This is a genomic window from Staphylococcus sp. M0911 (genome assembly GCF_003491325.1).
GTDB classification, from domain to species: domain Bacteria; phylum Bacillota; class Bacilli; order Staphylococcales; family Staphylococcaceae; genus Staphylococcus; species Staphylococcus warneri_A.
Window position 1 is genome coordinate 2,347,429 of record NZ_CP022881.1, and the last position, 13,342, is coordinate 2,360,770.

The 13,342-nt window shown below is 31.4% G+C and carries 11 protein-coding genes and 1 pseudogene; 7 read left to right on the forward strand and 5 right to left on the reverse strand.

Going from position 1 to position 13,342, the window contains the following annotated elements; all coding sequences use genetic code 11:
• Positions 1-127 precede the first annotated feature (127 nt).
• Together ssp1_RS11385 and ssp1_RS11390 are read left to right on the forward strand one after the other, a co-directional pair.
• Positions 128-2,640: pseudogene (locus ssp1_RS11385) on the forward strand (CDP-glycerol glycerophosphotransferase family protein).
• Positions 2,641-2,907: 267 nt separating this feature from the next.
• On the forward strand, positions 2,908-4,296 hold the full coding sequence (locus tag ssp1_RS11390) for an L-cystine transporter (RefSeq protein ID WP_002451484.1): 1,389 nt from the start codon (positions 2,908-2,910) through the stop codon (positions 4,294-4,296).
• A gap of 149 nt (positions 4,297-4,445) precedes the next feature.
• Here ssp1_RS11390 and ssp1_RS11395 read toward each other — a convergent pair whose 3' ends face one another.
• Positions 4,446-5,201: an NADPH-dependent oxidoreductase gene (locus ssp1_RS11395; RefSeq protein WP_049425227.1), complete on the reverse strand. Its 756-nt coding sequence runs from the start codon at positions 5,199-5,201 to the stop codon at positions 4,446-4,448.
• A gap of 492 nt (positions 5,202-5,693) precedes the next feature.
• Here ssp1_RS11395 and ahpC point away from each other — a divergent pair, with 492 nt between their 5' ends.
• The 4 genes from ahpC to ssp1_RS11415 all read left to right on the forward strand — a co-directional run bounded on the left by ahpC (position 5,694) and on the right by ssp1_RS11415 (position 10,427).
• Complete coding sequence (gene ahpC / locus ssp1_RS11400) at positions 5,694-6,263, forward strand: alkyl hydroperoxide reductase subunit C (RefSeq protein WP_002451489.1); 570 nt, start codon at positions 5,694-5,696, stop codon at positions 6,261-6,263.
• Between the two features lie 17 nt (positions 6,264-6,280).
• Entirely contained in the window at positions 6,281-7,804 is a 1,524-nt protein-coding gene (ahpF, locus tag ssp1_RS11405) for an alkyl hydroperoxide reductase subunit F (RefSeq protein WP_075778238.1), read from the forward strand.
• 207 nt (positions 7,805-8,011) lie between these two features.
• Positions 8,012-9,661 (forward strand): hypothetical protein, encoded by a 1,650-nt coding sequence (locus tag ssp1_RS11410; protein ID WP_075778239.1) that lies wholly within the window; start codon positions 8,012-8,014, stop codon positions 9,659-9,661.
• A 139-nt stretch (positions 9,662-9,800) separates the two neighbouring features.
• Positions 9,801-10,427, forward strand: a complete 627-nt coding sequence (locus ssp1_RS11415; protein WP_075778240.1) for an NDxxF motif lipoprotein — start codon at positions 9,801-9,803, stop codon at positions 10,425-10,427.
• A 120-nt stretch (positions 10,428-10,547) separates the two neighbouring features.
• Here the strand turns inward: ssp1_RS11415 and ssp1_RS11965 are convergent, their stop codons facing one another.
• From ssp1_RS11965 to ssp1_RS11430, 3 genes are all read right to left on the reverse strand, one after another.
• On the reverse strand, positions 10,548-10,760 hold the full coding sequence (locus ssp1_RS11965) for a hypothetical protein (RefSeq protein ID WP_182463823.1): 213 nt from the start codon (positions 10,758-10,760) through the stop codon (positions 10,548-10,550).
• A 283-nt stretch (positions 10,761-11,043) separates the two neighbouring features.
• Entirely contained in the window at positions 11,044-11,622 is a 579-nt protein-coding gene (locus tag ssp1_RS11425) for a histidine phosphatase family protein (protein ID WP_075778242.1), read from the reverse strand.
• A gap of 20 nt (positions 11,623-11,642) precedes the next feature.
• Complete coding sequence (locus ssp1_RS11430; RefSeq protein WP_075778243.1) at positions 11,643-12,272, reverse strand: LysE family translocator; 630 nt, start codon at positions 12,270-12,272, stop codon at positions 11,643-11,645.
• Between the two features lie 409 nt (positions 12,273-12,681).
• On the opposite strand from ssp1_RS11430, the gene ssp1_RS11935 reads away from it, so the two are divergent.
• Positions 12,682-12,858 carry a hypothetical protein gene (locus ssp1_RS11935; RefSeq protein WP_002451496.1) on the forward strand — a complete coding sequence of 59 codons (177 nt, stop codon included), beginning with the start codon at positions 12,682-12,684 and terminating at the stop codon, positions 12,856-12,858.
• Between the two features lie 74 nt (positions 12,859-12,932).
• Here ssp1_RS11935 and ssp1_RS11435 read toward each other — a convergent pair whose 3' ends face one another.
• Positions 12,933-13,187 carry a GlsB/YeaQ/YmgE family stress response membrane protein gene (locus tag ssp1_RS11435; RefSeq protein WP_002451497.1) on the reverse strand — a complete coding sequence of 85 codons (255 nt, stop codon included), beginning with the start codon at positions 13,185-13,187 and terminating at the stop codon, positions 12,933-12,935.
• Positions 13,188-13,342: the final 155 nt, after the last annotated feature.

A 13,342-nucleotide genomic window follows, 5' to 3' on the forward strand; every position in this document is an offset into this window, starting at 1 on the left:
TCTCAACCGGTGCTTCGCCTTTTTTTATATCAATATCTTACTCCAATTCTTATAATGATGTTATAATATATAATACCAAATATATATAAATGTTTTACGCTATATCACAACAAAGGACTGACACACTATGAGAAAAGCGACACAATCATTAATCAAAAATCAGTTTAAAAGAAAAACCTCCTTTTTAACTAAACCAATTAAAACGTTTAATAAATCTCCTTACTTCAAAAAAGTGATGACATATGCACATTATTATGAAAAAAATAAAGTTAATCCTTCACATATACTTTACCAAGTAACCGATGGCAAAAGCATGACCGATAGTCCTTAAGCCATTTTTTATATTTAACGCGTCATAAGGCATATCAACACCTACATCATACATGGGTTGTAGATTCTGAAAGTACGGCTCAACATTATCGTAAACAATTTCAACATTTATCCCATGTATCATTTGTCATTAAAGAATCAAAATCGTATCTAAAAGCATTGACCACTTGTAAATACCTTATTAATAATGCTACATTTCCAGCGTATTTTACGAAAAAAGAAAACCAAGTCTATATCAACACGTGGCACGGCACACCTTTAAAACATATGGGATTAGATATTCCTCATTCCCTTATCAAAACGCAAAATACAATGCGTAATTTTTTAATTTCTGATTACATCATATCGCCAAACAAGCACACAACAACTATTTTAAACCGTGCTTTCAAGTTATCACCTATTTATCAAGGTGAATTTTTAGAAATAGGTTATCCACGTCTTGATTTAACAATCAATTCAACAGAAGTAGATATTAGAAAAAGATTAAGCACATTTGTACATTTAAATCAGAAAAAAATAATATTATATTGCCCTACTTGGCAAGGCACGGATGTAAATAAACCTATCATAGAAGAAGACAATATCTATAATGAAGTTAAATCATTAGAATCTATAACAGGTTATCAAGTGTTATTAAAAGTACATCCTTTTGTATATCAGAAAATAGCTCAATCAGACAATTTAAAACCGTATCTTGTACCTAATACCTTTGATACTAATCAATTATTAACAGTCGTAGATTTAATGATTACAGATTACTCAAGTATTTTTTTCGACTTTTTAGTCACTGATAAACCTATTATTTTTTACACAACTAATCATGATGAATACGCTCGTACTCGTGGATTGTATATTGATAATGAGCGACTTCCTGGTCCAGTTTATACAAACATTAATGATGTCGTTCAAGGCATTCAAAACGAAACCTATAAGCAATACGATAAAAATTATCAACAATTTAAATCTCAATTCTGTTCATATGATGACGGTAATGCTTGTCAAAGATTAATTAAAGCAATCTTTAATACTTCATTCAAACCAATCCATCCACATGCAGATAGTGAAAAGCAAAAGACGAAATTACTATTTTATCCTGGTGGTTTAAAGAACAACGGTATTACTACTTCAATGTTGAACTTACTTGAAAATATTGATTATGAAAAATACGACGTCACATTAATGGTGACTAATAACAAAAGTATTGAATTCAAAAATAATCTCAATCAAATAAATGCTAATGTTAGAGTGCTATTTAGAAGTAGTCCTTTCCTTACTTCTTTTAAAGAATTATATCGCGTAGAATTTATTAGACAACGCGGTGTATATCATCACTTTGAAGAAGCTATTCATCCAAAGCACCTCTATCGTCGTGAAATGAGAAAAGTATTCGGAGATATTCAATTTGATTACGCTATCGACTATAGTGGATATGCATTTTTCTGGGGAAATTTAGTATTAGCTACCAATGCGAAGAAAAAATATATTTATATGCATAGTGACATGCAAGATGATCAAAACAGAACGGTTAATGGAAAACGACCTCACTATCAAAATTTAAAAACATTGTTCAGTATTTATAAACGTTTTGACAAACTAATTAGCGTATCTGAAGCAACAATGAAAGTGAATCAACAAAAATTTTCATCTACGGTCCCCAAAAATAAATTTAATGTTTGTAGAAATACAATCAATTACTCAAAAATCAAACGTCTAATGAATGATGATAGTGAAATCTATAATAAAGATGGTAAACAAGTTATCGTGTCTTATTCAGATGGAAACTTATTTAATACGCCATTTGATCATAGTCATTTTAATATTGTCTTTATAGGTCGATTGTCACCGGAAAAAGGTATTGATTTACTCATTCAAGCAATTCATGAATTAAAGACAAAACATCCTCACATCAGACTTTATATCCTAGGTGATGGACCTTTAAAAGAAACATTGGTAAACATGATTAATCATTTAAATCTAGAACATAATGTGTTTTTATTAGGCCATCAACGCAATCCGTTTTATTTATTAAAACGTGCTAATTTATTTGCTTTAACTTCACATTATGAAGGACAATCAATGGTTATATTGGAAGCTTTATCTGCTGGGACACCAGTATTAGCGTCTGACATTATTGCAAATCGTTACGTTTTAGAAGATGGAAAATACGGCATGCTAGTTAAAAATGAGGTTCAATATATAGCCAATGGTATTGAAACATTCATTAAAGGAACACAACCTAGCTATAGTACATTTGATGTCGAATCTTATAATAAAGCAGTCATGGATGAGTTTTATAGTTTATTAGATTAACTTAAATCGTTACTGACCATCCTATTAATCCATTTTATATAGGTGTTACATTCCAATTCTTTTATCTGGAGTGTAACACCTATTTTTTTATATTTTCTTTCTGACATTCCACAAATAAGTATTATTTGATCAAACAATTTAATACTTTACACATTTTTAATTATAAAAAATATACCTTTTAAGTTTATAACCTTGAATTATAAAAATATGAGTAATATTCTTAATACATAAATTTAGAACATAATAATTAAAAAGGAGTGTTATTCATTGGACTCATTTTTAACTGTGATTAATGTTATCGTGCTTATTGCCTTCATTATTATGCTAAATGTCATGGCCAAAAAACACATTTCATTTCCTAAACGTGTATTTACTGCCTTAGCTATAGGGATCATTTTAGGCATCGCAATGCATTTAATCTATGGAGTCGACTCAAAAGTAATCAAAACGACAAGTGATTGGTTTAGTATTGTAGGCGATGGATATGTCGCACTATTACAAATGATTGTCATGCCGTTAATTTTTATTTCTATCGTTTCTGCATTCAGTAAAATACAAATTGGGGACAAATTTGCTAAAATCGGTAGTTATATCTTCATGTTTTTAATTGGGACTGTAGCTATAGCTGCCTTGGTTGGTATTGGATATGCATTACTCTTCGGTTTAGATGCATCTTCCATTGATTTAGGTAGCGCTGAACATTCACGCGGTAGTGAAATCACTAAAGAGGCTAAAAACTTAACCGCACATACATTACCACAACAAATCTTAGAACTATTACCTAGCAATCCGTTCTTAGACTTTACAGGTGAAAGAACAACATCTACGATTGCGGTCGTTATCTTCGCTTCATTTGTGGGCTTTGCATACTTACGTGTTGCACGTAAAGAACCTGAACATGGCGACACACTTAAACGAGGTATTGAAGCGATTTATTCTCTTGTCATGGCTATTGTAACCTTCGTATTACGATTAACACCTTATGGTATCTTAGCTATAATGGCTTCAACGATTGCTACCAGTGACTTCGCCGCTATCTGGACTTTAGGTAAATTTATGATAGCGTCTTATGCAGCATTAATTACGATGTATATCATTCACCTCGTAATTTTAACTATCCTTGGTATCAACCCAGTCAAATATATGAAGAAAACATTTGAAGTATTGGCCTTTGCCTTTACATCACGTTCAAGTGCTGGTTCTTTACCGTTAAATATTCAAACACAAACAACACGTCTTGGTGTACCTGAAGGTATCGCTAACTTTTCCGCAACATTCGGTTTATCTATTGGACAAAATGGTTGTGCAGGTATCTATCCTGCGATGCTTGCGATCATGGTTGCACCGGTTGCACATGTAAATATCGATTTACAATTTATCGTGACATTAGTAGCCGTGGTTATTATCAGTTCCTTTGGTGTTGCTGGTGTAGGTGGCGGTGCTACATTCGCATCTATATTAGTCTTATCAACACTAAATTTACCGGTTGCATTAGCCGGCGTCTTAATTTCTATTGAACCTCTTATTGACATGGGTCGTACTGCTCTTAATGTTAATGATTCTATGTTAGCAGGCACAGGAACTGCCAAACTCACTAAAAATTGGGACAAAAAAGCATTCGAATCTAATGAATATGGTGAACTGACAACAGATTAAATATTTTAAAATTAAAGGGAGGAGACAACTTATAAATTGTCCCCTCCCTTTCTCATATTAATTTATTAAACCTACAATTAGCGCTACACTAATCTGTTATCTACAATTATTTCTAAACTCATAACATCACTTTTGATTATATAATGCTATTACCGTTTGATTAATCCTGCATCATTAAGTTGATTTAGCATGTCTAATCTTGTTTTATTTCCTAGGAATGATTCAATTTGTTCTGACCAAGTTTCAGTTCTTTCTCCATTGGTACGCGCTTTATAATAATCACTTACCGTTTGATCATACGTTTTTAATTCATTGATTTGTTTTTCTTTATCTGAATTATATTGGTTTCTATGGAAAACATGTTCTAATGGTAAACGAGGTTTTGCAGAACCATTTTCATTTTCTGCTGGTTCACCAATAGCCATACCAAATAATGGGAAAGTATACTCAGGTAAGTCTAAAATCTCGCGTACACGACCAACATCATTACGTAATGATCCTAAGTAAACAATTCCGTAACCCATATCCTCAGCTGCAACAGCCATATTTTCAGCAACAAGAGCTACATCAATCGATCCCACTAACAGACCTTCAGCCGATTCAAAAGAAACTTCCATATTTGATTCCACATTCTCATTAATTAAATTATGACGATAATAATCTAGAACAAAAACAAATAAGTAGCCATTCTCAACAACATATGGTTGACCTGATACTTCCTTTAAATCCTCTTTAATTTCAGGGTCATCAATACCAATGATTGAATAAGTTTGTAAATAACTAGATGTAGAAGCACTTTGACCTGCTTCCACTAATTTTTCAACTGTATCTTCACTTAAAGGTGTTGATTTAAAACGGCGCACCGAGTGATGTTTTTTCATTAATTCATATACATAATCTGACACTATTTCCACTCCTACTCTCGAAAAAATAATATTTCGTTTATAATCTTTAAATATTGTATACCCTTTTCGACTGGAAATTAAATTAATTGGATTTATAAATACTATTTGTGACTTACCCCTTTAACAAACCTTCTTTTATGAAAGTTTTGAAACAACATGTTACTATCAGAGTATAGTGTAATGTAATAAAATTACACTATATTATCAATAACAAGTGTTTAGTTGAGAATGTTAATGACTATTTTAAGTGTAATAACAGTGAATCATTTCATTAATATCATTCATTTCACTTAAACTATCAATTTCATTAATAGGCTTATAATACTTGTATCATCAATTTCTCAACGAGGCATTAAATATATAAGTTGATGAAGTTGACTATTTAAATCCTAAATGTAATAATAATTAGTAAGAGATTAGAATTATTATAAACAAACAATGATTGTTATCTAATTCTAATAAAACATTTCAAATATCAGGAGGAATTTACCTATGTCTTTAATTAATAAAGAAATCTTACCATTCACAGCACAAGCTTATGATCCAAAGAAAGATGAATTCAAAGAAGTATCTCAAGAAGATTTAAAAGGTTCTTGGAGTGTAGTTTGCTTCTACCCAGCTGACTTCTCATTCGTTTGTCCAACTGAATTAGAAGATTTACAAAACCAATATGATAAATTACAAGAATTAGGCGTAAATGTATTCTCAGTTTCAACTGATACTCATTTCGTACACAAAGCTTGGCATGATCATTCAGATGCTATTAGCAAAATCCAATACAATATGATTGGTGACCCTTCTCAAACTATTACTCGTAACTTCGACGTATTAGATGAAGAACTTGGTTTAGCTCAACGTGGTACTTTCATTATCGACCCTGATGGCGTTGTTCAAGCAGCTGAAATCAATGCTGACGGTATCGGCCGTGACGCAAGCACATTAGTTCACAAAATCAAAGCTGCTCAATATGTACGTCAACATCCAGGTGAAGTTTGCCCTGCAAAATGGGAAGAAGGTTCTGAAACTTTACAACCAGGATTAGACTTAGTAGGTAAAATTTAAGGAGGCATTATTAGAAAATGCTTAATGCTGATTTAAAACAACAATTAAAACAATTACTTGAGCTTATGGAAGGCGACGTTGAATTCGTCGCTAGCCTTGGCTCTGACGATAAATCAAAAGAATTAAAAGAGTTATTAGATGAAGTAGCTGAAATGTCTGCGCACATTTCAGTTACTGAAAAATCTTTAAAACGTACACCTAGTTTCTCAGTTAATCGCCCTGGCGAAGAAACAGGTATTACTTTCGCAGGCATTCCATTAGGACATGAGTTCAACTCTCTTGTATTAGCTATTTTACAAGTTAGTGGACGTGCACCTAAGGAACAACAATCTGTGATTGATCAAATTAAAGGATTAGAAGGTTCTTTCAATTTCGAAACTTACGTAAGTTTAACTTGTCAAAAATGTCCAGATGTCGTTCAAGCATTGAACTTAATGAGTGTAATTAACCCTAACATTACACATACAATGATTGACGGTGCTATCTTCCGTGAAGAATCTGAAAACATCATGGCTGTACCAGCTGTTTTCCTAGATGGAGAAGAATTTGGTAATGGTCGTATGACAATTCAAGATATTCTTAACCAATTAGGAAGCACTGCAGATGCATCGGAATTTGAAGGCAAAGACCCTTACGATGTATTAGTTATCGGTGGTGGCCCTGCAAGTGGTAGTGCTGCGATTTACACTGCACGTAAAGGGTTACGTACTGGTATTGTTGCAGACCGTATCGGTGGTCAAGTTAATGATACTGCTGGAATTGAAAACTTCATCACTGTTAAAGAAACGACAGGTACTGAGTTTTCTTCTAATTTAGCAGATCATATCGCTCAATATGATATCGATACAATGACTGGTATTCGTGCAACAAATATTGAAAAAACAGATAGCGCTATTCGCGTTACTTTAGAAAATGACGCTGTATTGGAAACTAAAACAGCCATCATTTCAACAGGTGCAAGTTGGCGTAAACTTAATATTCCTGGCGAAGATCGTTTAATCAACAAAGGTGTTGCTTTCTGCCCACACTGTGACGGTCCTTTATTCGAAAATAAAGATGTTGCAGTCATCGGTGGCGGTAACTCAGGTGTTGAAGCTGCAATCGATTTAGCAGGAATTGTTAAACATGTTACTGTATTTGAATACTCAGATGAGTTGAAAGCAGACAGTGTTCTACAAGATCGTTTACGTTCATTATCAAATGTCGACATTAAAACTAAAGCCAGAACTACTGAAGTCATCGGTGAAGATCATGTCACTGGTATTAAATACGAGGATATGAACACTGGTGAAGAACAAGTCGTTAATTTAGACGGTATCTTTGTACAAATCGGTTTAGTACCTAACACATCATGGATTTCTGATGCAGTTGAACTTAACGGACGTGGCGAAGTTGTTATTGATCGTAATAATAGCACTAATGTTCCAGGTATCTTCGCTGCTGGTGATGTAACTGATCAGAAAAACAAACAAATCATCATCTCAATGGGTGCTGGTGCTAATGCCGCATTGAATGCTTTCGATTATATTATTAGAAACTAATTAAATGGATTCAGCATTTCATTAATATATATCTTCAAAACAGAATTCCCCTATGGAATTCTGTTTTTTTATTATTTAATTCTTTAAACATGTTATGATGGAATTAATGAAAAGTTTTAATCTTTAACATCGTTGGGTTTTTACAATATCAAGAAACTGTTTTCTAGTCTAAATCCATCTCATATCATAAATTTTAAAGGAGCTATTATGAATACCTTAAATCATATTACCAAAGCAAAAATCTATGAAATTCAATCTTTTTTAGACATCCCTAGAAAACTTTCACCACTTGAGACATTACATATTGCTTTTAAATCACATCACATTAACTTCATTTATAACCAAATGGATAAAACCGAACAAGACTGTATTAAATCTATGCTAGACAGCTACGATAATCCAGTCTTAATCAATGAAGATATTAAACATAAATGTAATTTATCAGAACGCTTAGGTTTTATTTTTAAAACTTCAACAAATACATTTATGGCAGATACTCACTATTTAAACCAAATCAATACACATGTTTTCGCTAATCATTACCAAAATAAAGTCCAAGACGAAGATGGACAGCTACTTATTCAACAGTTAGATCAATTAGATAAAGAACTTTTCAATGCCATTCAACATACATCTTTGAAAGATTATTTATCAACTTTGAAATCGAAAAGCTTACAAGACATTTTGAAATTTTACCAAATTAAAAGTCCGTCAAAAATTAAAAAATCAGACGCCGTCAATTTAATTCATGATACCTTTTTCAAAGATGTTACTTTATTAGAAAATGTCTTTAATCATTTTAAACCGTCATCTTTGTTCATGTTACATCAAATCATTAAAGGCCATACCAATTACAACAACAACATTGATTTAGCAGCTACAGTCGCTGAACAGACAAATTTACATACTGTGTCAGACGTTTTAGATCACTTATTTATATTTAATTATAATGAGCGCCATAATATCATATCTATTCCCTATGACGCTTTAGATTTTATTCAAAATTACATTAATAATAAGGGTGGTATTGAGACTTTCCTTAGTCAACAAGAGCAACATATCGCTTCTGAGGATAATCAAGTACTCGAGACTCTACGTTTATATAGTAAAGATACTGCGATCAATGATGACGATGTCTCTAGTACTACTGTTAAAGAAGACATTAAAGATCAAGAAACTGAAGTACCTGAACTTGAAATCTACATGGATCCCGAAATCCGCCAAAATTTAGCCGAAGAACAATTAATTCAATTTAAAAATGATAAGAACATGCAACAGTATATAACACCCTTCAATATCTATTTTGCGATAACGAATTTATATGGCTATGCATCATTAGAACGTGTGGTTCATTTAATGAAACACTTATACAACAGAGATATGACAGAAAAGGACATTAAAGATGAAATAGAAGCTATGGATATCAACCAATTAGTCATCGTCCAAAATGAGATGTTATTACACCCAGTAATTCCTATGCTCGCAAATAGTGATGAGATAGACGATCCACTAAAAGGATTTTATGAACCTAGCCATCTCGATGAATTATTAATATATGCAAATAATGAATTTTATACACGTAATACCAAATTGAAACAATTCATCAAGTTTCTTAGAAATAACATAAAAGAAGATGACGATGTTAAAAAAGAAAAAACCGTAAGATATATATTATTCCACCTAAGAATAGCACCAGATGAAGCTCATGCGGTCGAGATGATGAATAACTTAATTAAACAAAATAAACTTTTACCGATACCAGATAAAAAGTTATCTAAGCAAATTGAAAAAGGTTGGACACATCTACGTTTATGGAGTTTGCGCGGTTATACTGTTAATGAAACAAAATCACTTTAATTATTTATACACAAAATGTTCATAGTTCATAAATAACTAAGTGCTTAAACATTCAAATCATTTTTGATAAGTGATACGCTATAATATGTAAGAATTTAAAATAATGAATATTGTATGAATAAAAGGAGTTCCAAACCTGATGAAAAAAAGAGTTCTACTCACGTTAATTTTATCTTTTGCACTTATCTTATCAGCCTGTGCAAATAAAAGTGAAGATGATAATGATCATGCTTCACATAGTAGTGCCCATGCACCTAAAAATGCTAAGCAATTAAAGGAAAAAGATATTTTCACATCTAATAAAAACAATGCTACTATCAGTGAAGACGAAATGAATAAAGCTTTAAAAAAATATCTACAAGTTAATAGTGATATTTTAGATAATAAGTACGTGATGCAACATAAATTAGACAGACAGAGTGATAGCAGCACTAAGATTACTAAAAAACAATCTAAACAATTAAGTGAATTGTCTAATCTTGCAGTAAAAAACGACTTACACTTTAAAAAGTTTGTGAATAATAACAAGATTCCAAGTGAATATAAAGATCCAACTAATCGTATTATCAAATATTTTAAAGCACTTAATAGTACAATCGCTAACGTTGATGAAGACATTGAGCAATTGAATTATCAACCACAAAATTCAATCAATGTCGTAGACGTACCAACCAACTATGCAGGCGATGTAAACAAAAAGCAACAAGATAAAATCAAATCTTTCTTAGACAAGAAAAATATCAAAACTGATGTGTTTGATAAATAAACTAAAAAGCTTCTAACCGTTATAAAATTTGCGGATTAGAAGCTTTTATTTATATCTTAAGCCAAATTGACATCACCCGACGTCTAAGTCACACTATAGATAGTTAAACTTTTTATTTACTCATTTAAAAAATATTTTGGAGAGTGACAAGATGAAGTTACGTGTATCTTTTGTAGTGCTCGCGATTTTATCAACAATGTTAACTATTTTAATGTGTGCTAAATATCCCACTGGGCCTAATACAATCAGTTTGGATAAGCCTGTAGAACTTTGGTCTGCAATAGGTACTATGGTAGCAATAGCATTACCTGCACTCATATTATGTTTTTTCAACTATATGACAACCAGAATTATTTCAAGTATTCTTCAAATTATTGCGGTTCCAGTATGGGCATTATTGGCACTTATCGCATTCTTTATGGAAAACTATTGGATTGGCGTTACCGCTACTATATCTTCAATTTTAATTATAATAAGTGTTTTTGTAACGCTCATCGTGGACTCATCGAAACAAAAGAAAAGGTCAACAAATTAAAATGTATCTATTTAGACTACTGGACGTCTTAAATTTAAAAAAGTGAAATGCACCTTTCATTTAGGGGCATTTCACTCTTTTTTACATTTCAATAAGATAAGGTTTACAGTTCTCAATTTTAGCAGTTAACGCTTCATCTTTCGTTATTTGTTCTAAATACACAAAGATACATCTAATGACAACCTGATGGGCAACTATGACTATTTGATCTGCATTAGGATCAACAATAGAATTGAAAAAAGTTGCTACTCTATCAAATACATCTTGATAGCTTTCTCCTTCTGGTGCTTTTTGAGTAAAGCTATGACGGAAATCTTTGAAGTTATCATCATTAAAATATTTATAAAAGGTTTCATCCTGTGACACTTCTTTTTTATATTTCCCTTCAAAGACACCTAGCGATCTTTCTTTTAATAAATCAGTAAATGTTGTCGGTATATTATAAGGAAATATTGCTTCATACGTTTGTTGTGTTCTTAATAAGCTTGAAACGTATACATGATCAATGTTTTTATTCGTAAAATAATTTACCAATGCTTGTGCACTCTCCGTACCTTGCTCCGTTAATGGCACATTAAGTTGACCACAAAAATAAGGCTCTCCATACTTATTATCATAATTGGATTTAGATTCACCATGTCTTACTAAATATATTTTCATTTTGAATCTCCTCACTCATATTAACTTGTTTTACTTAATAATAAATTAATTGATAATCCAATTAAAATAATTCCTACCGCATAATCAAAAATAGCTTTAATTTTAGGATTACTGAACAGTAATTTAATATATTGAAATATAAAGACGCAGAATAGGAACCAACAACATGTTACAAGCACTACCGATAATGCTAAAACTGCAACTTGAGAGGTCATATGTATATTTCCTTGTGATAAGAATTGAGGTAATATACTCATGTAATAAAGTAATGCTTTAGGATTTAATATCGTACTTAAGAAACCTTGTCTATATGATGATAGATATGACACTTGATTTAAGTCTTGTTTTTTATCATTAAATGACATCGATTGACGTGCTGATAAGATAGAGCGTACGCCTAAATAGATTAAATAACATGCACCAAGTACTTTAATCAAAACAAAGACATAATATAAACTTATTAATATGTATATAATTCCAAAAATAGCTAAACTAGCGTAAACAATATGACCCGTGGTAATACCTAATGCGGACATCATACCGTTTCTTTTCCCTGAATGGACCGTATTTTTCATTACAATTAGAAAATCAGGTCCAGGTACAATGATGATTAAGAGTGAAATCAATATAAATGTTAATATACCTTCCAAAATGAATCCCTCCATAAAGCTATCGTATCAATCCATGCATAAACATACAACACTTCGAAAAATATTAAGAATTGACTAACTATTCATGCATATATGATAAATAAAATTAAAAAATGAATGATATGATTGCATATTTATAATTAAATGTACACAACGAAAAATTTATTTTAGAATTAAGTTGTTTTAATTGGTAATATAATTCATGATATTATATACATGTAGTTAATAAGTAACTACAAAGTCTTTTATATTCATGAACATAATACTCCTGGATGGCGTTACCCAGCGTCATCCTCTTTTTTTGTCTAAATTTAAATGATATATATTTTTATAATCACTTTCCTCAATATAACTCTTCAATTATGATCAATCGATTAGGGTACGTAACCAATGAGGAGGTATATATGTTATGAAAATAATGATTATTATTTTAGGTATACTCGTCATTTTGTCATGGTTGTTTTTATTTTATATTTACAGACAAAATGGTTATAAAAGTAATTCAATTAAAGTACAAAATATCATCCTTTTAGCATGTTTACTAACACTTCTAATGACCATTTTAGCTAGTATTTACGTAGAGTAATTGGGCTACTATTAAATAATAAAAAAATAGAGATGTCCTTATCAATTAAGGTCATCTCTATTGCTATGTTACAATTATTTTTTTCGTAAAGCTTTTAAAATAAGTGATACCACGAAAATTAAAATAATTGAACCTAATAATGCTGGGAAGATATAAATTTTACCTAGTTCTGGTCCCCAATGTCCAAAGATCATTGAACCAACCCATGCACCTACGATACCAGCAATAATATTACCTAAAATACCGCCTGGGATATCTTTACCAAGAATTGCACCTGCAATCCAACCGATAAGACCACCTACGATGATCATTCCTATTAATCCGAACATGTGTCTTCACTCCTTTCAATACATAATTATCATTATGTCTACCTATGGTGTATACCCCATAATCACATCCCGAAACAATTTTAGTTAAAAATTTATTAAAACTAGTAAAAAAATAGATATTTATATATTGATAATTATTAACCATTCATTTAAAA